Below are 23776 nucleotides of genomic sequence, written 5' to 3' on the forward strand. Positions count from 1 at the left end.
AAAACCCCGTCAACCTAGAGGGTTGACGGGGTTAATTGTCGGACTGACAGGATTTGAACCTGCGACCCCTTGACCCCCAGTCAAGTGCGCTACCAAGCTGCGCCACAGTCCGCCGTCGGCCCCGTTCTACCGGAGCAACTGCCACAGATTACAACAGTGTCGGGTGATTGCGCCAATCCGCAGGCCACCGTGCGAAAAGTGGCAGGCCGGGTCACAGTGCGGCGACGTACACCCAGCGTCCGTCGAGGCGCGTGAAGGAGGAATTCTCCCGTTGCTCGCCGCGCTGTCCCGATCCCGTCCGGTAGAAGGCGCTGAAGTCGACCCGTCCGGAGGTCTCGAACGGCCCGCCTCCCGAAGTATCGTGCACGACCAGGCGGAGGAACCTGATGTCGGGATCGACGGTGAGTTCGTCCGGTCTCGTGTCCGGGTGCCAGGACGCCCGCAGATGATCCACGTCGCCGACACAGAATGCCGTGTAACGCGAACGCATGAGAGCTTCCGCGGTCGGGGCCCTCCTGGTGCCGGCCAGGATTGGCCCGCAGCATGACCCGTAGCCGTCACCGCTGCCGCAGGGGCATCTGTCCGCGTCGCTGATGGTGTCGGCCACGTCAGTTGTCCCCGTCGATGAGTGTCGAGGACGTGGTGATGATCCTCTCGATCACACTCGTACCGGCGGCGGCGAGTAGCTCCGAGCGCTCGCTCTCCTCGAGGTCGCCGATCAGCTCTATCCGACGCCGGAGCACGGTCGCTTCGTCGTCGGAGCCTACGACCCGGGACACCGTCACCTTCACGTCGTCGAGCCCACGTATGCGGGCTTCCTTCGCCGCGATCCTGATGCTCTGCGAGGTGGCGGAGGCGAGAGCCGCGATGAGCAGCGAGGTGGGGGAGAGTCCGAGATTCCGGCCGCCCAGGGAGCGCTCCCGGTCGGTCGTGATCGTCTCCCTCTCTATGCGTACCAGGTCGGTGAACTTTCCCGCCGGGATCGACCGCGCCTCGGCCACGCCCTCCGGCATGACGTCGGTGTCCCCGTCGCCGGATTCATCGGCCAGGTACGGCTCGACCCAGGTCCGGATGAGGTTCGCCGCCCGCTGTGCGACTCCCGGGCGGGTGCAGAGATGATCGGCCTTGTCGAGCGCGATGAGTGATTTGGGGTAGCGGGAGAGCTGGAAGATTTTCTGGGCGTTGTCGATGCCGACGGTCTGATCCGTCGGGGCGTGCAGCAGGAGTAGCGGCCGTCGCAGCCTGCCGAGGTAGGCCTCGGGGTTGATCTCGGCGAGGTCCTCCAGGTACTCGCGGGAGATCGTCAGCTCCCGTCCGCCCAGCGTGAGAGTGACCGCACCGTTGGCGTCGACCTCGCTGATCCGGTCCGCGAAGTGGAGGACCGAGTGCGCCGGATCGAAGGGCGCGCCGATCGTGGCGACGGCGCGGAGCTTCGGCATCTGTGCTCCGGCCTTCAGCGCGGCGGCCCCCCCGAGGGAATGTCCGATGAGGAGCTGCGGCGCGGAGTGATTCTGCTCGAGCCACCGGTAGGCCGCGACCAGGTCCGCCACGTTCGAGGAGAACGACGTCTCCGCGAAATTGCCCTCCGACTGCCCGAGTCCGGGAAAGTCGAAGCGCAGGCAGGCGATGCCCTGTTCCGCCAGTGTCTTGCACACCCTGGCAGCAGCCGGAGTGAACCGGGATCCGGTGAAGCAGTGGGAGAACATCGCCCACGCGACCGGTGGGGAATCTGGGATGTCCAGGGTTCCGGCCATCATCTGTCCGGAACTGCCGGGGAGCTTCACACTGACGGAGTGCACGGGATACTCACTCGCTTTCGCTTCTTGGTCCGTGGGAACGGGCGTGGTCGGTGTCGACCTCGGCCGCCATCACGGCCACTCTATGCCAGCGACCGGACGGCCGCTAAGAGGTGCGCGGTGCCGGGCACCACGGAACGTTGGTTAAGGTCGTTGTAGCGACAGACATGTCAGATCAGTCAGAGCTTGACCCCGCTAATTCGGGGTGCTGCACCCACAGACGAACAAAAGGAAGTCCCACGTGGCCGGATTCAACTGGTTCTGGAAGGCGATGGGCGGTCAGCAGAGCCGCAATCAGAAGCGCAGCCGCGCGATCGTCGACAAAGCGAGGACGATCAACCGCGAGCTTGATGCGCTCGACGACGCACAGCTGGTGGCCCGCGCCCGGGATCTGGCCTCCGGGGGATCTGTGAGTGACCCGGCGGAACTGCTCGCCGTTCTCGGCGTGGCGGCGGGCAGAACCCTGTGCATGACGCCTTTCGACGTGCAGTCGCAGGCCACGCTGCGTCTCCTCGAGGGCGATGTCGTCCACATGGCGACGGGTGAGGGCAAGACGCTCGTGGGGGCGATGGCGGCCACCGGATTCGCGTTGACGGGAAAGCGTGTCCACTGCATAACCGTCAACGATTACCTGGCCAGACGGGACGCCGACTGGATGACGCCCCTGGTCGAGTTCTTCGGGCTGACCGTCGGCGCGATCACGGAGAAACTGACCCCGGAGGAACGGCGCGGGGTCTACGCGTGCGACATCGTCTACGGGCCGGTCAACGAGATCGGGTTCGATGTCCTACGTGACCAGCTCATCACGGACCGGTCGCAGGCCGTCCAAAAGGGCGCCGATGTGGCCATCGTGGATGAGGCCGACTCAGTTCTCGTCGACGAGGCCCTCGTCCCGCTCGTTCTGGCGGGCAATGAGCCGGGTCGCGCACCCCGGGGCCGGATCACGGAGGTCGTCCGGACCCTGGAGCCGGGCACCGACTACCGCCCCGATGACGAGCGCCGCAACGTCTTCCTCACCGACGAAGGTGCAGCCAAGGTCGAGCACGCGCTTGGGATCGGCTCGCTCTACGACGACGACCATGTGGGAACCACACTCGTTCAGGTAAACCTCGCGTTGCACGCGCGTGAGCTTCTCATCCGCGACGTGCACTACATCGTCCGGGACGGGAAGGTGGCGCTGATCGACGCCTCCCGGGGGCGGGTCGCCGACCTGCAGCGGTGGCCCGACGGAATCCAAGCCGCCGTGGAAGCGAAGGAAGGGCTCGTCGTCACCGAGGGGGGCCGCATCCTCGACACGATCACCCTCCAGGCGCTCATGGTCCGCTATCCGACGGTCTGCGGCATGACCGGAACGGCGGTCGAGGCGACAGACCAGCTCCGGCAGTTCTACGACCTCCGGGTTTCCGTCATCGACCGGAACCGCGAGCTGAAGCGCTTCGATCAGGCCGACCGCGTGTTCGCCACGCTCGAGGAGAAGAACGCCGCCATCGTCGACGAGATCAGGACAATCCACGCGACCGGTCAACCGGTGCTCGTCGGTACCCAGGACGTGGCGGAGTCGGAGGAACTGGCCGAACGGCTGCGGGAGTACGACATCGAGGTGTCGGTCCTGAACGCGAAGAACGACGCGGAGGAGGCCCGGATCATCGCCGAGGCGGGTGACCTCGGGCGCGTGACGGTGTCGACCCAGATGGCGGGCCGGGGCACCGACATCCGCCTCGGTGGTGCCGATGAGGCGGACCGGGACCGTGTCGTGGAACTCGGGGGGCTCGCCGTGATCGGCACCTCGAGACATCGAACGGCGCGCCTGGACAACCAGTTACGTGGCCGCGGCGGCAGGCAGGGCGATCCCGGTTTCAGTCTCTTCTTCGTGTCCCTGGAGGACGATGTCGTCACCGCGGGTGGCGCGGGGGAGGAGATCACCGTGACACCTGGCTCGGGCGGGGAGATCGATTCGAAGCGGGTCCGGGACTTCATCGAGCACTGTCAGCGTGTCACCGAAGGGCAGTTGCTGGAAATCCACTCCCAGACGTGGAAGTACAACAAGCTGATCGCCGATCAGCGGGAGATCATCGATGGGCGTCGGGCCGAGATCCTGGACACGTCTGCCGCGTGGGAGTCTCTCGCGCAGCGCGCGCCCGACCGGGCAGCCGAACTGTCCGGAAAACTGTCGCGGGAGGTGCTGGACAAGGCCGCCCGGGAGATTATGCTCTACCACCTGGACAACGCCTGGTCGGATCATCTGGCGTTGCTCGATGACGTCCGCGAGTCGATCCATCTCCGCGCCATCGCGAGGGAGACACCGATCGACGAGTTCCACCGCATCGCGGTCGCGGAGTTCAAGGAGCTCGCGCAGACGGCGATGGCGGAGTCCGTTGACACCTTCCGCACGGTACGGATCGACGAGGACGGGGCACACCTGGAGGATCACGGGCTCGCGCGTCCGTCGGCGACGTGGACCTACATGGTCAACGACAATCCGCTGTCGGGCTCGGGCAACTCGGTCATCGGCTCGATCACCTCGATGTTCCGCTGAGATCCCCCAGTGGCGCCCGGAGAGGTCCCGCGCCCGGGCTGAGCCGGGATATCGACCGGGGATTCTGACGTCGCCTGGTGCATGACACCGGTCGGCGGCTTCCACCCCCGTGCCGCAGCCCGCCGGATTATCCCACCCCAGAGGGGGTTTGCGGGTCGATGTGCGCGACCGGGGCCACGGCAGCCCACGGTGACCCGCTATGATGTGAGGGAACACCAGATTTTTGTGGTTTATCGTCGATCCGGAGGTTTAACATGAGCGACAACACCGGCTTTTCCGAGGCACAGGCCGAAACCACCTCGGTATTCCGCGCTGACCTGCTCAAAGAGATGGAGTCGGGCGCTTCAGCCGGTACTCCCGCGAACACCACCGGGACGACCGGCACCGAGAACCTGCCCGCGGGCGCGGCTCTGCTCGTGGTCAAGCGGGGCCCCAACGCCGGGTCCCGGTTTCTGCTCGATCAGCCCACGACGACCGTGGGGCGGCACCCGGAGAGCGACATCTTCCTCGATGACGTCACCGTGTCCCGGCGGCACGCGGAATTCCGGCTGTCCGACGGACAGTTCGAGGTTGTCGACGTCGGCAGCCTGAACGGAACGTACGTCAACCGTGAGCCGAAGAACTCCGAGGTTCTTTCGAGCGGCGACGAGGTCCAGATCGGAAAGTTCCGCCTCGTGTTCCTCGCTGGCCCCACGAAGTAGCTCCGAGGTCCGGCGGGGGTTCCGTCCCCGTCGGTACCGTGTGTGAGCCAGAAAAGAACCCCTCATAAGCCGATCCGACGAATCCGAGTAGACACGCACGTGACAGCGCTAAGAAAGCCCGCAGGCGACAACGCCCCGGCCTCGGGGACCCGGGCCGCGAAGCCCGCAAAAACCATGTCCATCGGGGTCGTCCTGGACCGCCTTCGCTCCGAGTTTCCCGATGTGACCGTCTCCAAGATCCGGTTCCTCGAGTCGGAGGGGCTGATCACCCCGCAGCGCACAGCCTCCGGATACCGGCGCTTCACCGAGAGTGACGTGGAGCGGCTCCGCTACATTCTGGTGACCCAGCGCGACAACTATCTCCCGCTCAAGGTCATCCGCGAGCAGCTGGAGGCGATGGACTCCGGTGCGGTCACGGCGATTCTGACCACGGCGGAGGCCGCCCCCCTGATCAGCCCGGAAAACTTCCGGGCCCCGGTGCTCACCCGACTGACCGCCGCAGATGTCGCATCCCAGGCCGGTGTCGAGGAGACGTTCGTCGGAGAGCTCACCGACGCCGGCCTCATCCGGACGGACGAATCGGGTTTCTTCACCGCGGATGACGTGCGGATCGTGCACACGGCGAGTGCGCTCGGCGAGTTCGGTTTCGACATCCGGCACCTGAAGAGTCTCCGCACCACCGCGAACCGGCAGGCCGGTCTGATCGGCCAGGTCGCGGCACCCGTCGCCAAGTCGAAGGGGGACGGGGCGCGTCAGCGGGCCGAGGAACTCTCCCAGCAGATGACGGCGCTCGTTGTTTCGCTCCACGCCTCACTCGTCAAGAACGCGCTGCGCGACGAACTCGGCTGATGTCGCGGTGGAGACGGTGTCGGCCGGGACTTTCGGGGTCCGCGACACCGTCGCACATCGCAGGAAGGGATAACGGGTAGACCGATGCACGAGGATGAACCGGTCGAGGTCACGTACCGCGGTGTCTACGTCGCCGGCCCAGAGGGCTTCACCTGCATGGTTCTGGACTGGCCGGGGACCGGCCGCGTCCTACCTGTCTGGATAGATACCGCGCAGGCTGTGGCTCTCAGTTCGCTCACGGAAGGGACCGGGCCGCGACGCCCGGGCAGTCACGAGATCATCGAGTCGCTGCTGGCCGGTTTCGGCGGGAGTGACCCGTCGATTCACATCAGCAGCTGCTGGCAGGGGGTGTTCAACGCCGAGATTCACACCGGGTTGGCCGATCCCGACGCGGAGTACGCGATGATCGACGCGCGTGCCTCGGACGGGGTTCTCCTCGCCCTCACCGCCAGGTATCCGATCTACGTCAACCGTTCCGTGCTGGTGACCCAGTCTGTGTACCTCGGGGAGGCGCCGGTCGAGTCGCTGTTCGACGGGTCTCTCGATACCACGTCCACCCCGGAGCGGTTCCCCGACCGTGAGGTTGTCTCGGCGTCGGGCGATGCGGAGGCCGATGCGGATTTCGAGCAGTTGATGCAGTCACTCGGAGTCTCGGAGGCGGATCTGCTCGGGTCCACGGAGGCCGCCGATACCGCGATCGGCACCCCCGACGGGGGTGAGACTGGGGGTGATTCTCGCATTCGGGAGGATTCGGGCCGATCGAAGGGGAACGACGAACTATCCATGGAGAATGACAACGATGTGACTGGTGGTGGCGATGTTAATGATGGGAACGATGATGATTGAGCAACCTTTATCTCAAGTTGAGGTTTAGGTTTTGGGCGTGTCGCCCGTCGAGTCCTTGACGTTGAACTAGTCTTACCGAAGAATGAGCTGCAGGAAGCTAGATCACACAGGAGAGATTTATGAGCGACGCAACCCGCCCCGTCCAGGAGGCACTGTTCGACCTGGGGCCCGATGAGGAAGTCGGGTACCGGGTGCCCACCGCCTGCCAGGTCGCCAACATCACCTACCGTCAGCTCGATTACTGGGCGAGAACGAAACTCGTCGTGCCCTCGATCCGCTCCGCGCGCGGATCCGGTTCCCAGCGCCTCTACTCCTTCAAGGACATTCTCGTCCTGAAGATCGTCAAGGGACTCCTCGACACCGGTATCTCCCTCCAGAACATCCGTCAGGCGGTGGAGAAACTCCGTGATCTCGGCGTCGACGATCTGGCGACGATCACGCTCGTCTCCGATGGCACGACAGTCTACGAGTGCCGCTCCAGCGAGGAGGTCATCGATCTTCTCGGCGGGGGCCAGGGTGTGTTCGGCATCGCCGTTCCCGGCATCATGAAGGAACTCACCGGGACCATCTCCGCTTTCCCGCACGAGCGGATCGAGGAGGACAGCGCGACGATCGTCGGCGCGGACGAACTCGCGGCCCGCCGTCGCCGACGCAACATCTCCTGATCGACCGTCCACCGAGAATACGACGGAACCCGCACGGTACGCTCTCCTGACCGTGCGGGTTCCGTCGTATCCGGGCCCGGTGCCCGGGGCGCGTGCGCCGCAGATCAGAACCCGCATCTGATCGGGTGGGGAGCCATACGTCGCCGCACGCCCGCCCTGTCGCGCGGCCCGCGCCAGTTGCCGCAGTCCCGACGGGAAAATCGTACCGATGCGTGGTTCCACTCCGTGCCGTCGGTAGCCACCACAGCTGCGGTAGGGGAAGCCGGTTCATCAGATCTCAGCGTGCGTAGTGGCCGGCCCCTATTTCGCTGGGGGTGGTTCAGCGGCGGGCGGTTGTGTCCCGAGTGGCAGACTCCACGCAGCAGGAGAAACACGGTCCGTCCGAGGGCACCCGCGACCGTGCAGGCGCAGGAGGATGCGACCCGGCCGAGTGTGGTGGGAGTGCGGGCCGTGCCCGGAACAACGGCACCGATGGTCCGCGGGAGGTGGGGCGTTCCGGTCCCGTCGGCACCTGTGGACCCCGGAAGATCCACCGCGCCCTCCGGTGCGTGCGGCACGCCAACAAAGGACCCGCGCACCCTGCCGCGGCGGCGGTGGAGGTCCTAGGGGCGTGTCACCCCGAACGCCCTCTGCAAAGCGTCGGCGATCGAGGGTACGGTCATGTCAGGGGTGAGAGCGGTACCACCCCTGCTCGTCGCCCATTCGGCGAGAACCGGGTCGATTGGCGCGGTTCCAACGTGCACGATCTGCGGAATGACCTGCCCCGAATCGCGGCCGGCAAGTTGAGTCCTGAACGCGGCGTCATCGGTGGCATCGGCGGTGCCCGAGGTGATGATGACGAGCCGTACCGGCTCTCCGGTTTCCGTGGAGCGTTCCACCGCGGAACCCAGCGCCGCAGGGACCGCGGAGCGCGTCAGAGGTTCGCCGCCGGTCCCGAGCCCCTTCACCGCCCGGACCGCGGTTGAGCCGGCGGAGTCATCGAGGAAAGTGACGTTGTCACGCCAGGGCCTGGTCACTCCGGGAGACAGGGGGGAGGAGTAGTTCCAGAGCGCGACCCGGCCTCCGGCACGGCCGACCGACAGCATCAGCGGATCCAGCAACCGTGAGATCTCGGCACCCACCCGGTGACCGTCGATGAGGGCGTCCATGTTCGTCGAGGTGTCGAGCAGAACGAGAGTGTCGGTTCCATCGTCCACCGAGCCCCTGGACTCCTCAGGGACGGCGGCAAAACGTTCGCTGATGATGTCGGCGGTGCTGAGGACCTGCCGGCGGGCCTCGTCCGGTTCCGCCTGCTCGACGTGGTCGGAGACGTAGCGGGCGAAATCCGCCGCTGCCCGTGTCTGTTCCTCGTTGACGCGGTCCGTCGCCGCCAGAGGAATCGCGACCGTCGCCACGGCGAGGTCATCGGGGGCGTAGAACGTGTATCCCTCCGGTGTGGAGTCCTCCGTCACGGCAAGGAGCGGCGACCCCTTGGCGACGGCATCCTCGACGGTGACGGTCCTGTCGGCGCGGAGGAGCTCCACGCCCCGGTCCGCGTCCGCGGAAGTCAGTGCGGAGGCGGCGACCGCTCTGGCGTAGACACTCTTCCCCGCGGGGATCACCACACCGCGGTCGGCGAGGTCCGGCCAGTCCACCCCCGAGACCTCGGCGTCGGCGGTGTGCGCGATCCCGACGGGGGAGTTGAAGATGACGGGCCAGGTGTCCGAGGCGGGCGTTCTGTCCAGGGCTTCGAGAGCGGCCCGGGTGACCTTCCTGGGGCCGGAAGCCAGCATCAACGCCGCATCGGCCCCCGAGGAGACGAGCTGCGGTACGACGCAGTAATCCCTGACCACCGGGTCTGAATCGCGGTAGCCCGCGAGTAGTTCGTCGAGCTGCGGTGAGTCAGCCGCCTGGATGGGAAGCGACAGGGTGCCGTTGATGCACGGTGAGGCCGTGGCGTGGGTGCGGTTCGTCTCATCCCGGACCGTCATCCACCAAGCGATGATTCCGACGACCGCGAGGACGACGATCAGCCCGATGGTCAGTTCCCTGGACAACCTCCAGTTGCTGCGCCCGTCTGCGTGTCGTCCCACGTCATTCACCTGCCCTTGCCTCCTCGTGCCCGTGCACCCGGTTGTCTCACCGGATGACGCGGAGAGCACGTCGACCGGAATACCTACAGTGCAACTCTACTTGTTTCACCGATCAATGTGATCAACCTGCGGCGCAGCGGTGTCGCACGTCGGGCCAGCTCGCGCTGCCGCTCGACGTACATCCGCTTGCCTTCGGTGGTCTCGATGGGCACGACGCCGAACCCCAGCGGCCGGACGTCGTAAGGGGACGCCTCCATATCGAGCACGCGTGCGGCACGGGCGAGCTCGAAACAGTCCAGGAACAGGTCACCGGGGACCAGAGGACCCAACTTGTGTGCCCACTTGTACAGATCCATGGTTGCGTGCACGCAGCCGCGCTGCTCTCTCGACGGTTGGTCATCTCTGGTCAGAGGCGTGATATTCAGTGGCCGGGCGGGCCTGGTGAAAAACCGGAAGGCGTCGTAGTGGGTACACCGGATCTGGTGTTTCTCCACCACGGCGTCGGTGCCGCTGCGCCCCAGCCGGAGCGGCAGATCGTGGCGGGGGTTGTCGGTGCGGTACACCATCGCCCATTCGTGGAGTCCGAGGCAGTCGAAGTGGGCGGTGTTCTCCTCCGTCGCAGCGAGGAGATCCCTGATGTAGCGCAGAGAGCTGCCCCGTTGGTCCCACAGTGACCCGAGATCGACTCCGGTCGTGCCTTCCGGGTCGGTGTCATAGTACCGCCACCCGATGTGCGGGCACTCCCCGCGGAGTCTGACGTCCGGGCCCGGGTGCCACCGCGCGAGCTGCGCGGGCGTCACGGGGTAGTAGTCGAAGAGGAAGTCCCAGACGGGGTGTTTCTCCCCGCGGCTTCGCCGCTCGAGGTGTTCGGCCGTGAAGCCGCGTGCCCGTTCCGCGTGGGCGGCGGCGCTGGGCTCCCACTGTTCCGGAGACAGTACCTGCACTGGGAATCAGGCCTCCTCGTGGGTCCAGTCCCGGACCGTACCGACGAACTCCTCAATGAGGTCCTCGAGAGTGACGATGCCGATGAGTTCGCCGCGCTCGTCGCGGACCTGCGCCATGTGCGCGGAGCGACGTCGCATCAACCGCATCGTGTCGTCGAGTGTCCCGGCGGCCTCCACGGTGATCAGGGGGCGGAGTTCGGACTGCTTGACGACGTCGTTGAGGGTCGCGTCCGGGGAGACCATCCGGTCCAGGATGTCCTTGACGTGGATGTACCCGACGTAGTTTCCGGCGACGCCGGTGACCGGGAAACGGGAGTATCCGGTCTCGCTCACCGCATGTTCCACCGCACCGAGCGTCGGGCCCTTGGCACTGAAGTCGAGTGTCCGGACGTCCGGACAGGCGATCAGGACCTCCCTGATGGTCCGGTCGTCGGAACGGAGCGCCTTGTTGAGACGGGCGTGTTCCTCCGCGTCGAGCAGGCCCTCGGACCGGGACTCCGTGATCATCGTCGCGAGCTGCTGCGGCCCGACGGAGGTGTCCATCTCCTCCCGCTGTTCGATACCGAACATCCGGAGGGTGACACCGGCGAACCAGTTCATCGCGACGATGACGGGGCGGGTGAGCTTGACGAAGAGCATGTGCGGGGGCACGAGAATCATCGCCACGGTCTCCGGTCCGGCCAGCGCGATGTTCTTCGGCACCATCTCACCCAGCACGATGTGGAGGTAGGTGACGATGCCCAGGGCGACCGCGAACGCGACTGGATGGAGGAGATTGTCCGGCAATCCGAGGGCGTGGGCGGGGCCCTCGATGATGTGGGCGATGGCGGGTTCAGCGACCTTGCCGAGGAGCAGAGACGCGATCGTGATGCCGAACTGTGCCCCGGCGAGCATCATCGACAGATGCTCCGAGGCACGGAGCACGCTTCGGGCACGTGTCTTACCCTGCGCGATGAGGGAATCGAGCCGGTCCCGGCGAGACGAGATCAGGGAGAACTCGGCACCGACGAAGAAGGCGTTGATGAACAGGAGGAGTACGGCGAACAGGACCGCTGAATAGTCGCTCATGCGTACTGACCCGCTTCCTCGTTGGTTATCGGGGTGAGATAGACGCGGTCGACGCGGCGTTCATCCATGACGGTCACCCGCGCCAGCCAACGGCCGGTGATACCGGACTCGAACTCGTCCATCGAATCGCGCTCGGTCTGCGGGAGCAGAGCGATGTCGCCTGCACGGGGAATGCGGCCCAGGGTGGCCATGATGAGGCCACCGAGGGTCTCGTAGGGGCCGTCCGGGGCGAAGTATCCGGTCTTCTCCGGGAGGTCGTCGACGCGGACGAGGCCGGAGACGTCCCAGTTCGCGCCGTTCTGCACGTAGTCGCGCTCCGCCTCGGCATCGTCGTGCTCGTCGTAGACCTCGCCGAGGATCTCCTCGACGACGTCCTCGATCGTGACGATGCCCGCGGTGCCACCGTACTCGTCGGCGACGAGTACTACCTGCGACCCCGCGGAACGCACGGCGTTGAGCACCGCGTCGCCGTCGAGGCTGGCGGGAACCACCGGGATCGGCCGGGCGAGTGTCCGCAGGCTGGTTTTCGCACGATTCTCCCTGGGAACGGCGAACGCCTCCTTGACGTGGACCACCCCGACTGTCGCATCGAGGTCACCGTCGGTCACCGGGAACCGGGAGTGGCCGGTCGCCAGGGCGAGATTGAGCAGATCCTCGACGGTGTCGTCGACGTCGAGGTCCTCGATGGTGGACCGCGGTGTCATGAACTCCTCGGCTGTGGCCTCACCGAACTTGAGACTCCGGTCGAGCATGACGGCCTTCGACTGGTCCAGTCCGCCGTGTTTCGCCGAGTTGCGCACCAGTGCACCGAGTTCCTGGGCGCTGCGTGCCGAGGCCAGTTCGTCCGCGGGCTCGATGCCCATCTTCCGTACCAGCCAGTTCGCGGTCGAGTTCAGGGAGTTGATGAACCATTTGAAGATCTTGTTGAAGATACGGACCGGGCCGACGGTGATCCGGGCGGCGGTGAGGGGATCGGTGATCGCCATGTTCTTCGGCACGAGCTCGCCGTAGACCATGGAGAGCAGTGTCGCGGCCACCATCGCGAGAATCAGGGCGATGGGGCGCGCCGCCGCGTCGCTCAGGCCGAACAGCTCGAGTACCGGGTCGAAGAACTGCGCGAGGACGGGTTCTGCGAGGTAGCCGGTCGCGAGGGTAGTGATCGTGATGCCGAGCTGCGCACCCGACAACTCGAAGGAGAGGTCGTTGTGCGCCTTCTGGATGTTCCGGGCACGGGTGTCGCCCTTGTTCGCCACATGGTTCTCGATGCTGGAACGTTCCAGACCGGTGAGGGCGAATTCGATGGCGACGAAGAAACCGGTCCCGACGGTCAGGGCTATGAACCCGACCAGGGCGAGGATGCTTAGGAGAATGTCCATGGACCAATCGTGGGAGTGGAGGGACGTCGCGGTCAGCGGCGTCGGCGGCGACGCGGGGTGCCGTCTGAACCGGACTCCGGCCGGGGTTTCCGGGGCGCGGAGCGTTCAGCGCTGGGGGAGACCTTACCGCGCCCCTGGCCGTTTCCTCTAGCCGCGGGGTCTCCGGAGGGTCTGGCGGAACGACGACGCTTCGGGGGGACTCCCCGGGCGCCGCCGCGGTTCCCGCCACCGGACTGCTGCTGCTTCGCCCCGGGATTGGTCAGTGGCTGTCCCGACGGGGGTCGGGCCCCGGTGATCGTCGCAAGCTCCGGTGAGGTGGGTGTCACCCTGATCTCATCGGCGGTGACGCCCGCCTTCTTGAACAGGGTACGGACCTCGGCGACCTGCTCATCGGTGACGAGGGTGACCACGGTACCCTTCTCACCCGCGCGCGCGGTACGCCCGGCACGGTGGAGGTACGCCTTGTGCTCGGCCGGAGGATCGATGTGGACGACGAGCGAGACATCGTTGATGTCGATGCCGCGGGCGGCGATGTCCGTGGCCACGAGAACCGGGATCGAACCGTCGGAGAAACCGGCGAGAGCGTTGGCGCGGGTGTTCTGCCCCTTGTCGCCGTGGAGACCCACGGCGTTGATCCCGACCCGACGGAACTTCTTCACCTGCCGGTCCACGCCGTGCTTGGTCCGCATGAACATGATCGTGCGACCGGCGCGTGCGGCGATCTCCGCGGCGACCTCGCTGCGGTTGTCCCGGTCGCCGACGAGGAGACGGTGATGGGACATTGTGTCCACGGAGGCGCCGACGGGGGCGGTGGAGTGGGTCACCGCGTCGTGGAGGTAACGGTTGACCAGTCTGGTCACGTCACCGTCCAAGGTCGCGGAGAAGAGTAGTCTCTGGCCATTCGTGGGGGTGAGATCCATCAGTTTGCGGACCTGCGGGAGGAAACCCATGTCGGCCATCTGGTCGGCCTCGTCGAGGGCGGTGATCTCGACGTCGTCGAAAGACAGGATCTTCTGGTTGATCAAATCCTGGGCGCGACCCGGGGTCGCGACCAGGAGATCGACGGGTCGGGCGAGTGCGCTGATGTTGCGCTTGATGTTCACGCCACCGACGACCTCGAGCACACGGAGGCCGAGAGCCTGCGCGGGAGCGTCGAGCCGCTCCTTGACCTGGGCCGCGAGTTCCCGGGTGGGAACCAGGACCAGGCCACGGGGGCGTCCGGGCTTGGAGGCGCCGGAGTTGGCGAGCCTGGTCAGCATCGGCAGACCGAAGGTGAAGGTCTTTCCGGAGCCGGTCGGCCCGCGGCCGAGTACGTCGCGGCCGCGGAGAGCGTCCGGGATAGCTTCGGCCTGGATGGGGAAGGGTTCGGTGATGCCCTGTCGCTTCAGTTCGTGAACGACGGGAGTGGGCAGACCGAGATCGGAGAAGGATGTCATTTAGGCTTGGACCTCAGACCTGTCGCCGGACCATTCCGTGTGGAAGTGGCCGGGACGGTCAGTTCTTTCATAGGTGTGGGCACCGAAGTAGTCTCGTTGCCCCTGAATGAGAGCGGCGGGAAGCCGCTCTGCACGGAGACTGTCATAGTAGGACAGTGATGACGCGAACACCGGGACCGGCAGGCCCTGGCGCGTTGCGTTGATGACGACCCGGCGCCAGGAATCGACGAGGTCGACCATTTCGCCGGTGAAGTAGGAATCGAGGAGCAGGGACTGGATATCCGGGTCCGCGTCGTACGCGTCCCGGATGCGGTTGAGGAAGGTGGCGCGGATGATGCAGCCCCCACGCCAGATCGTCGCGAGATCCCGGGGATCGACGTTCCAGCCGTGTTCCTCCGAACCTGCCCGGATCTCGTCGAACCCCTGCGCGTAGGCCACGAGTTTCGAGGCGTAGAGCGCGCGACGGACGTCTTCGACGAAGCGCTCGCGTTCGTCGGCGGAGACCGGGCCGGCGATCGTGCCGGACGGCAGCACACCGGTCGTCGCGGAGCGCTGCGCGCGGGCGCCCGACAGGGCGCGGGCGAAGACGGCCTCGCCGATCGCGGTGACGGGGATCCCGAGATCGAGTGCGGCCTTCACCGTCCACCGGCCGGTGCCCTTCTGGCCCGCGGCGTCGACGATGACATCGATGAGCGGTCGGCCGGTCTCGGCGTCGACCTGGTCGAGGACCTCGGCGGTGATCTCCACCAGGTACGAGTTGAGGTCACCGGTGTTCCATTCGCGGAACACCCCGGCGATCTCCTTCGGCTCCATGCCCGCCGCGTAGCGGAGCAGATGGTAGGCCTCGCCGATGACCTGCATGTCGGCGTACTCGATGCCGTTGTGCACCATCTTGACGAAGTGGCCGGCGCCGTCGGGGCCGATGTGGGTGCAGCAGGGGACGCCGTCGACCTCGGCGGCGATGGACTCGAGCAGCGGCCCGAGGGATTCGTAGGATTCCGCGGGCCCGCCCGGCATGATCGCGGGACCGTTCAGGGCGCCTTCCTCGCCGCCGGAGATGCCTGCGCCGACGAAGTGCAGGCCGCGGGCGCGCATCTCGGCTTCGCGGCGGATCGTGTCGGTGTACAGGCTGTTGCCGCCGTCGATGATGATGTCGCCTTCCTTCATGGCGTCGGCGAGCTGGCCGATGACCGCATCGGTGGCTTTTCCGGCCTGGACCATGATGAGGGCGCGGCGGGGACGCTGAAGCGAGGAGACGAACTCCTCGATGGTTTTGGCAGGGAGGAACGTGCCCTCATCACCGTGATCGGCGATCAGGGCATCGGTGCGTTCGGGGCTGCGGTTGTACACCGCGACCGTGTGTCCGTGGCGGGCGAAGTTCCGGGCGATGTTCGATCCCATCACAGCGAGTCCGACAACGCCGATCTGGGCGAGGTGCTTCTGGTCAGTCATGTCTCCACATCGTACCCGCTCACCGTGTCCGACCGGACACCCGAGGCCGATTACCCGGGGTTGATCGCGAATTGCGGCATCTCACGCTCCACGTCGTCCGCCTCGGTTCACGGGGATGGCCCGTGCGGGTTTATGGTTGGTGGCTATGGATGCCAGTAACCTCACCCTGAACCAACTGCTCGAGCTCGCCGCCGACCGACCGCTGCACATGCGGGAGCTCGCCCGCTTCGGTGACCTGAACGACGGTATTGACCGTCTGCTCGGCCTCCGCTACCTGGAGATCACGCCCGATGGTGTCCGTGCGGAAATGCACATCACCTCGGATCACCTGGACTGCGGAGGTAGCAACGTCTCGCGCGCCGTCTGCCTCGCCGTCGCAGAATCCGTCGGAAGTGTCACGGCGACCGTCGCATCACGCGGCAAGCCGATCAACGTGGCACACGTTACGGGCGAGTTCTGCCGGAATATCGCGGCCGGGGTGATCGAGGTGACCGGAACCTTCGTCAATGACGGAGATTCGGTGGCTCTCGTCGACGTCTGCGTGACCAACCGCGGGGAACTCATTCTCCGGAGCACGCAGCGCTCCGTGCGCGCGACCCCGACCGCCCACTGATCCCCCGGAACCTGCCGGGAACTATGCTGGGCGGCATGAATCAAGCAGACCCGACATTGACCGAACTGCTCATGCACGCCACCGAACGTGATCTCACCACCGAGGAGATCGCCGAGGTCAACCGTTGCAATCCCGGGGTCGATCCACACATGGGGATCCGCTACACACGGATCGGCCCGAAGGGCGTCCGGGCCCGGCTCAAGGTCGGTCCCGAGCATCTCCAGCCGTTCGGGCTCGTCAACGGCGGTGTACTCGCGCTTCTCGCCGAATCATCGGGCTCGATCATGGCGATCATCGCCGCGAAGGCAGTGGCGGTCGGTGTCAACAACAACACCGACTTCATCAGATCCGTGACCTCGGGTGTGATCGAGGTGGAAGCCGTTCCCGTCCACGTCGGTGGTACGACGCAGCTGATTGACATCACGATGAAGAACAACGGTCAGGTTGCTGCTCGGAGCCGGCTGCGCACCATGTCGCTCCGGAGCTGATCCGGGACCGGTGGATCACCCGGCACCCTGCGCCCGCAACGAAGCCCTGCCCGACACCGTGGGCAGGGCTTTCCTCCTCTGACGGCCATCCCGGTCGGGATCCCGTGAGTGGGGGCGCATGTCGTGTGTGATGATACTGCTTCATACAGTGTGTTCGCGTGTGGGAGCACGATGTAGACGTTCGTGATCGGGGAGGGACCTTCGACCCGCCGGCTCAGCGGGAAGATCGGGTATGTTCCCCCAATCTCATTGAGGAATACTTCGGTCAAGGCGGGCCTCGAGTTGTATGAAGCTATGGCGTTGCTCGGCCCCGTACTGCTTCCGGGAAGAACCTGGTTGACTTCGTTAGCCCCGATCTCAACGACGAGAGTTGCGGTGACCTCGAAGTAAACGGACACAGAGCGGGTCTGAACCCCGCACTGTGTAGAACCGAATGTGACGAAGTGGCCGGTACCGATTTCCAGTTTTGTGCTCGGGGAAATCAGCGCGCTCAGCTAGTATCCGTGTCCCGCGATTGTCGTCACAGGTGATGGACTGTCGATGATCGGGCACATTGCTTTTTTGGGGACTGTTCTGTCTTGGCTCGTCACTGAGAGCATCGGTTCTATCGTCGCATTGGCGACGGCCCTTGTGCTCCAAGGGATCCGCACGTTCTCCTGCTTCTTCAGCGGTCATCGATCGTTTCTCGTTTCGAGACGTGGTGACCGTCGCACACCTCGTGCGGGTCACGTCTCTGTTCGTTGTTGACTCTGCTTCGCTGGCGGGCTCCACCTCAGTGTCGCAGCTGTGTGCTCTCGCGCTGGTGATGGGAATTGTTGCCGCGCTTTTCACGCGGCGGGCCAAGCAGTTCTTCCGACGCGGGTGCCGGATACTGAACCGGGGCGAGCAAAATGCAGTCCGGGGTTCTTCGAGTAGAAGTCATTTCGCGTCGGCCCGATTCGCGGCGCTACCGGGATTTCTCCATGGGAGCCGATCGGTGTTCCTGCTGAATGGCATGAGTTACACTCTTGCATTGTTCACGCTCCTGGCAGCACCGCGCACGAGGCGTGAGACGAGCGAAGCTCTCACTCCGGTTCAGGTCTCAAGAGAAGCTATCGAGGGTCTGGACCATGCCAAGTGGCCCGACGAGGCGCGAGTGGTGGTCGTGATAGTCCGCACCCCAACCGCAACCAGTCCGGGGTATTCGCGGCTGGGCCAACCGTACCGGCCTGAAAAGGAAAACCCGATAGCACTCGGAGTGATGGTGGCTGGCTGTTGACACCGGGAAGAGCCAGGGTGCAGCAGTCGGGGCGGTGACTGGCCCGCCTTTTCGATGATTCCTCCTGATCATCGGTACCACCGTGTTAGAGGAAAGGGTATCTGCTGTTTTGGGATCCATGCTGAATATCTGGGCTGTTGCGTCCCTAGTTTTTGCCGTCGGTATCGGTGTGGTCTACAGCGCCGACGGGGGGCTACCAGATTCACTTAGTGCCGGACTCGGTGGCTTCAGCCGGGAAGAATCGGTTCACTACTTGGGCTGCCCCGCGTTGTCCTCGAGGCCGTCTCCACCGCAGTCATCGGAATTGTCCTTTCACGTTCGGTAGAGCGCGGACACGAAGTAGCCCTACTGCCACTTTTGCCGGTGCGATTCTCCCTCGCATTCGAGCCGCGGGCCGTAACACTACCGGCAACGCCCGGGAACGACTCATCAGGATATACAGGATCATGGAAGAATGAAACCGCCTCGGTCTTCCGATTCGTGCACGCTAAAGTCCGCCGAGATGAATTCCGGCGACCCGATGGCGAATCCCATCAGGGGATCTGTTTCCCCGGTACCGGAGCCAAGGAATGTCTGGACCTACCCAAGATCGGCCCGGAGCGTCCGTACTCGTTCAGTCTCGTCGACTGGGGTGTCACCGCGGTACACGCGCCGTCGACCAGGCGCGGCCGCGCGATCACTATAGCGAATGCAGCTACCGTCGGTACCTACAGTGACAAGGACTTGATCAATTGGGTGACTTCGGAAATAAGCCCTGTTCGAGGGCCTTGCAGCCAGGTTTGCGAGACGACCCGATCGACCGAGGGGAATGATGAAACGATGAGGAACGATGGCTAGGTGGTCTCCAGGAGGCTAGCAGTAACATCTCTCTGCGCAGCGAGAAATATTTCGATCGACGGAGAAACGGGGGCCAGTCGAACTCATCGCGTCTTCAAGCCGACACCTCGAAATACGATATCCAAGTTGAGGGCACTCGAACTAGACGCAGCGACATCGACAGCTAACATATGGTAGGTAAGCTTTCCAGGAGACCTGTATTTTCGGCTATCGAGGAAACGACGCACCACCCGTCGTTGCAGTCGGACGTTCCCTGAACTTGAGCGCGGACATCAGGAATTAGTTCCGCTCGAGAGAATTGAACTTTGGTAGGCAGGGATGGGCGTAACTTTGTAAAACCGGGGATGGGGGGGAAATCTGTTTCCGGCACTTGAATAGGGAAATCACCGGCCCCTCCATCGGCGTCCCGCACCCTCCATGCCAACCCGTTTTCACCGCGTAGGGCGAACCTGGTAGCGCGATCCTTGGGCGACTTCTTCCTGCCCACTCAAATCTGGCACATCGGTGGACCAGAGGCGCCGCACCTGTCGGTCGAACAGCTTCGCCGTTACCGAATGTGGCCGTACACCCTCAAACCCGGACGATGAGAGTCTTCGTCCGGATACTCGACGCAGTGGGAAAGTAACACTTACGGCGAATAGCCATAGCGGCCGAACACCCCGACACCAAGAACAGACCCCGACCGTTATTCCACGCATAAATCGGTGGATGTACGTCGATCCTTCACCTGATCAGCGGATGACGCCAATGCCGACGAGACGCGATCCGATGTCAGTTAACTGGCCTGCTGCGCAGGGGTGCCCGATAGTTGTGTGGCGTGGCATCTCCAGCTTGAGCAGTACCGGTGCGGCCACTCATAACCGGTGTCGGAAAACGGGGACAGCGGCGGCCAGCGCAGCTCCTATAAGACGACCTAAAAAGAAGCTTCTGGCCGCAATGTCGCTACAGAAAAACTAGCACTCTATGAACATGCAGCGGATGAGGTGATATGAAGCCGTAAGTGAGAAGAATCACCGAGCCGATCTCCGGATGACCATCAAAACAAATGGTTTACAAAGCGGAGTCGATAATGTACAAGAAACCACCCATTAGCGATCTGAAACTACGTCGGCTCACTTAATCATGCGATCTTTGTCGATGCTCTTGCTTTAGAGTGGATGGATTCGCTAGCGTAACAAAAGCGATTGCTCGGAATTCTGTGAGGATCTTCATCGAATGCTAGCAGGCATGGCCCGGGCGTGATGAGACGTCCGGCCGTTGATCGAAAACGAAATCCAAATCTGAGAGATTCTTTCAAAACCCTTACCAGGAGCTGCAAACCATGGCTGTTAAAGTCGACTACTATGATGTTCTGAACATTCCACAGACAGCGACCGAAGAAGAAATCCTAGAAGCGGTTAAAAAGCAGATGCGGCAATGGCGCAAGCGTACCGAGGCGCCGGATCTGGGAGTGCGTCAAGAGGCCGAACTCCGTGTGAAGAGAATCGAGGAGGCGCGGGCTACGCTGACCGATTCGAACCAACGGACCGCTTATGACGCAAGACTGAAGAAAGAAGGCGTGGAGAAAGAAACTACGCGCCAAGACAGCGGTGCCGGAGACTTACTCGAGAAGGCGCGGCACTATCTATCAATTGGTGATTACTACTCTGCTTCTTATGCTGCCCGCGAGGCGACTCAACAGTACGGAAACTCGGCTGAGAGCTGGTACCTGAGGTCGCGCGCGAATGCCGGAATCGATAGGTACGAGGATGCCTGGTACGAATCGCAGCAGGCAATTGATATTGAGCCCAACAATGCTGAATACCATTTTAACTCCGGTATGATTGCGGAGGAGATGGGCCAATACGGACGGGCAATTAAAGCGTATCAAGCTGCGTCGACGATTGACTCCTCGGTTATGTACGAGGTGGCGATCGGAAATGTCTACCTTGAGCTAGGGGAGATGGAGCGGGCGGTCGATCTTCTGAAGAGGACCTATGAGAACAACCCCGGCGACGAGATGGCGACGTTCTACTACGCAGTGGCAATGCATACCGCCGCAGAGGCTATTCCCGAGGTGCAGGATGGGGAATCCTACTTGATCACCTCGAAAGAAGAAATCGAGGCAATGCGTGGGTATGTTGACCGAATCAAGGCACTTCCAAATCTCGACCCTGACCTCTTGAAGTCTACCGAGAGGATGGAAGCGCACCTGGATACACTTCTGAAGCGCCGGTTCGACAAGAATGCGGTGTTCGCACTTGGAGACCTTGGGGCAGATATGGGTTGCCTGGGATTGATCGCAGTATGCTTCATACCCGCTATTCCGCCGGCTCTTCTAATTGGGGCGTTCGGTGCCGGCGATCCACTTTTCATTCTTATTGCAATCGCATTGCTCGTTATAGAGTTCTACGTATTCTTCAAGCCCGGGTGGAAGATCAATCGCAACGTAGCTAAAAGATAGGATCGGCAAATGGGTCGAACTGTAGGTATAGATCTCGGTACAACATATAGTGCTGTTTCAGTAATTGGAGAAACCGGACTGCCGGAAGTTCTACGAAATGCTGAGGGGCAGGCTATTACGCCGTCTGCTGTCTTCTTCGACAGTGATGGTGTGTTGGTAGGTCAACAGGCGAAAAGCCAGCGGATAATCAATCCCGAAGACGTGGTAGAGTTTGTCAAACGGTATATTGGTGACCCTTCTTGGGCCTACTATGCTCCAAGTGGTGAACGGTACACGCCCGAGAGCATATCCGCACTGATCCTCAAGAAACTTGTTGAAGATGCGCAGTTGGCGCTGGGGGAACCGATTTCAAATGTCGTTATCACGGTCCCAGCTTACTTCAACGACGCGCAGAGAATGGCTACGCGGCAAGCAGGTGAAATTGCTGGCCTTCAAGTTGATTCAATTATAAACGAACCTACCGCCGCTGCCATAAGTTACGCTGTCGAACGCAACTTTAACGGAACTCTTCTGGTCTACGATCTTGGCGGAGGAACGTTTGATGTAACGTTACTTGAATCTAAATCCGGTGACTTTAATATCGTTCACACGGCCGGCGATAGAAATCTGGGGGGATTTGATTTTGACAATGCAATAATCAACTGGATTCGGGAGAGTTTCGCTGAATGGACTGGGGTTAGTCTCGATAGCGACCAGGATGAGGCGATGCTCCGTGAGAGGGCCGAACAGGCAAAGCACAGGCTCAGCTCATCGGAGTCGGCGCCCATTTTTATCAGTGCGGGTGGACACAACGAGAAGTTCCTCCTAACGAGAGAGAAGTTTGAGAGCCTAACCGCCGGACTCTTGTCACGAACGGAGATGCTCGTTGAAGAAGTTATTGATGAAGCCGGCGTCTCGTTGTCGGGAATTGATAGAGTCCTGTTGGTAGGTGGCTCGACGCGGATGCCCATGGTAGCCAAGATGATGGAGCGTCTAACCGGCCAGGTCGCTGACAGTACAGTTCATCCGGATGAAGCCGTCGCGCGCGGTGCGGCTATCGTTGCTAATGTTCGTTCGTCGTCTTCGACGGAACTGGTCCCCCTGAAAACCTCGAACGAAATCGTTATCAATGACGTCGTGTCGCACGGTCTCGGTGTTGTCGTTGTGAACTCCAGGGGTATTCAGGAGAATTCCGTCATAATACCGGCCAATACGACGATACCGAGTCAAGTAGGTAGAGAATACTATACCTCAGTCGATAACCAGACATCTATCGAGGTTAGTGTCACCGAGGGTGATGAGGCTGACCTGCGGTACGTCAAGGTTATCGGTGATAGTACTCTGAAGATTCCTCCTCATCCCAGAAGCTCCCCGGTTAAGGTCATTTTCTCGTGCGATATTGACGGAATCCTGCATATCGAGGTCATTGATCTGGTCGATGACAAGAGTCTCGGGGAGTTTGAGATTGATCGTCAGGGAGTCATGAACGTATCGGATGTTAAACTCATGCGCAGTTCCGTGACAAAGACTACGGTGTTCTGATGGATGGGCCCGGTCGCGGTTTCGGTGACTATCACGAAGAACTCAATCTGAAGCTCGATCAACTTGCCGATCTCTTCCGGAGAAGGTTAATCGAGGACCGTAATTTGCGTGCTGCCTTCGAGGCCCAGCAAAGGAAGATTCAGGAGTTGGAGTCTGAGGTTCTCGGCGAACGTATGCTTCCGATCATGAAGCAAATATGTCTGATCGCTGATCGATGTCTGACGCAGGGGGACGATCCGTTCGCTGCTTCGGTCGTTGATGAGCTTAAAGAAGTCGTAGAAGCGAGCGGTTACTCAGTTATCGATGGATCTGAGGAGTTTGATCCTCTGGCTCACGAAGTCGTAGGACGATCTGAGCATATCGGCGATTTTGAGGTTGTCGGGATAGGCCTCAGGTATCACGGCAGAATCCTCCTTCCCGCCCGCGTGGTTCTCCCTGCGTCTTGCGAATTATAGCGCACAGTATCCCCTTTTTGTGGTTGGTCTCCGTTCCCATCGTTTTTCGGTCTGTTTTCTGAGTGGTTCGAAGTGGTATCTTTTGGCCGTTGCGTGACGGCTACTCTCGAAATTCGCGGCCGATCGGTGGGTTTCATTCACTTTCCGTAGGACCGGTGTATTAGGTAGTCTCTTTAGTATTCCTCGTATGGGCAAATTCGGAAACTGCTGGTGGCTCGGATGGAATCGATCCATGGTTTATAGCCGCTCACCAGATGGAGTTCAGGAACTAGGCTTCTCTTTATTAAGGCGATATGTAGAAGTCTGGATCTTTCTTCTTTTTATCGACCTATTCTTTAGTAGTTTAACTACGGGGCTTTTCTTTTTGATTTCGATGATATTTCAATACAAGTTTACGGGCAGTTATCGCTCGGGTAATGG

The 23776-nt window shown here is 62.6% G+C and carries 18 protein-coding genes and 1 tRNA gene; 10 read left to right on the top strand and 9 right to left on the bottom strand.

Going from position 1 to position 23776, the window contains the following annotated elements; translation table 11 throughout:
- Positions 1-38: 38 nt before the first annotated feature.
- From JDV75_RS03430 to JDV75_RS03440, 3 genes are all read right to left on the bottom strand, one after another.
- Positions 39-112, bottom strand: a tRNA-Pro gene (locus tag JDV75_RS03430).
- Positions 113-211: 99 nt separating this feature from the next.
- Complete coding sequence (locus JDV75_RS03435; RefSeq protein WP_198737862.1) at positions 212-607, bottom strand: YchJ family metal-binding protein; 396 nt, start codon at positions 605-607, stop codon at positions 212-214.
- Between the two features lies 1 nt (position 608).
- Positions 609-1799 (bottom strand): alpha/beta fold hydrolase, encoded by a 1191-nt coding sequence (locus JDV75_RS03440; RefSeq protein WP_198737863.1) that lies wholly within the window; start codon positions 1797-1799, stop codon positions 609-611.
- Between the two features lie 238 nt (positions 1800-2037).
- On the opposite strand from JDV75_RS03440, the gene secA2 reads away from it, so the two are divergent.
- The 5 genes from secA2 (at position 2038) to JDV75_RS03465 (ending at position 7393) form a co-directional block, all read left to right on the top strand.
- Positions 2038-4332, top strand: coding sequence for an accessory Sec system translocase SecA2 (gene secA2 / locus JDV75_RS03445; protein WP_198737864.1), 2295 nt, complete (start codon positions 2038-2040; stop codon positions 4330-4332).
- Between the two features lie 254 nt (positions 4333-4586).
- Positions 4587-5033, top strand: a complete 447-nt coding sequence (gene odhI / locus JDV75_RS03450; protein ID WP_198737865.1) for an oxoglutarate dehydrogenase inhibitor Odhl — start codon at positions 4587-4589, stop codon at positions 5031-5033.
- Between the two features lie 99 nt (positions 5034-5132).
- Positions 5133-5882 (top strand): transcriptional regulator FtsR, encoded by a 750-nt coding sequence (ftsR, locus tag JDV75_RS03455; protein WP_336244285.1) that lies wholly within the window; start codon positions 5133-5135, stop codon positions 5880-5882.
- Between the two features lie 84 nt (positions 5883-5966).
- Positions 5967-6728 (top strand): bifunctional nuclease family protein, encoded by a 762-nt coding sequence (locus JDV75_RS03460; protein WP_198737866.1) that lies wholly within the window; start codon positions 5967-5969, stop codon positions 6726-6728.
- Positions 6729-6847: 119 nt separating this feature from the next.
- The gene (locus JDV75_RS03465; protein ID WP_198737867.1) at positions 6848-7393 is read left to right on the top strand and encodes a MerR family transcriptional regulator; all 546 of its coding nucleotides are present in this window, start codon (positions 6848-6850) and stop codon (positions 7391-7393) included.
- A gap of 602 nt (positions 7394-7995) precedes the next feature.
- On the opposite strand, the gene JDV75_RS03470 is transcribed toward JDV75_RS03465, so the two are convergent.
- The 6 genes from JDV75_RS03470 to gndA all read right to left on the bottom strand — a co-directional run bounded on the left by JDV75_RS03470 (position 7996) and on the right by gndA (position 15741).
- Positions 7996-9465, bottom strand: coding sequence for a hypothetical protein (locus tag JDV75_RS03470; RefSeq protein WP_198737868.1), 1470 nt, complete (start codon positions 9463-9465; stop codon positions 7996-7998).
- An 83-nt stretch (positions 9466-9548) separates the two neighbouring features.
- Complete coding sequence (locus JDV75_RS03475) at positions 9549-10409, bottom strand: 3-methyladenine DNA glycosylase (RefSeq protein ID WP_198737869.1); 861 nt, start codon at positions 10407-10409, stop codon at positions 9549-9551.
- 6 nt (positions 10410-10415) lie between these two features.
- Complete coding sequence (locus JDV75_RS03480; protein WP_198737870.1) at positions 10416-11477, bottom strand: hemolysin family protein; 1062 nt, start codon at positions 11475-11477, stop codon at positions 10416-10418.
- Entirely contained in the window at positions 11474-12853 is a 1380-nt protein-coding gene (locus tag JDV75_RS03485) for a hemolysin family protein (protein WP_198737871.1), read from the bottom strand. The genes JDV75_RS03480 and JDV75_RS03485 overlap by 4 nt, the downstream gene beginning before the upstream one ends.
- Positions 12854-12885: 32 nt before the next feature.
- Positions 12886-14289 carry a DEAD/DEAH box helicase gene (locus tag JDV75_RS03490; RefSeq protein ID WP_198737872.1) on the bottom strand — a complete coding sequence of 468 codons (1404 nt, stop codon included), beginning with the start codon at positions 14287-14289 and terminating at the stop codon, positions 12886-12888.
- Positions 14290-15741: an NADP-dependent phosphogluconate dehydrogenase gene (gene gndA, locus JDV75_RS03495; protein WP_198737873.1), complete on the bottom strand. Its 1452-nt coding sequence runs from the start codon at positions 15739-15741 to the stop codon at positions 14290-14292. It abuts the gene before it with no gap.
- A gap of 145 nt (positions 15742-15886) precedes the next feature.
- Between gndA and JDV75_RS03500 the strand changes: the two genes are divergently transcribed.
- From JDV75_RS03500 to JDV75_RS03520, 5 genes are all read left to right on the top strand, one after another.
- Entirely contained in the window at positions 15887-16354 is a 468-nt protein-coding gene (locus JDV75_RS03500) for a hotdog family protein (RefSeq protein WP_198737874.1), read from the top strand.
- Between the two features lie 35 nt (positions 16355-16389).
- Positions 16390-16842, top strand: a complete 453-nt coding sequence (locus JDV75_RS03505; protein WP_198737875.1) for a PaaI family thioesterase — start codon at positions 16390-16392, stop codon at positions 16840-16842.
- A 3416-nt stretch (positions 16843-20258) separates the two neighbouring features.
- A complete protein-coding gene (locus JDV75_RS03510) occupies positions 20259-21380 on the top strand; it encodes a J domain-containing protein (RefSeq protein ID WP_198737876.1) in 1122 nt (373 codons plus the stop codon).
- A 9-nt stretch (positions 21381-21389) separates the two neighbouring features.
- Positions 21390-22901: an Hsp70 family protein gene (locus tag JDV75_RS03515; protein WP_198737877.1), complete on the top strand. Its 1512-nt coding sequence runs from the start codon at positions 21390-21392 to the stop codon at positions 22899-22901.
- On the top strand, positions 22901-23356 hold the full coding sequence (locus tag JDV75_RS03520) for a hypothetical protein (protein ID WP_198737878.1): 456 nt from the start codon (positions 22901-22903) through the stop codon (positions 23354-23356). Before JDV75_RS03515 ends, JDV75_RS03520 begins: the two co-directional genes overlap by 1 nt.
- Positions 23357-23776: the final 420 nt, after the last annotated feature.

Source organism: Corynebacterium meridianum (genome assembly GCF_016342265.1).
In the GTDB taxonomy this organism is placed as follows: Bacteria; Actinomycetota; Actinomycetes; order Mycobacteriales; family Mycobacteriaceae; genus Corynebacterium; species Corynebacterium meridianum.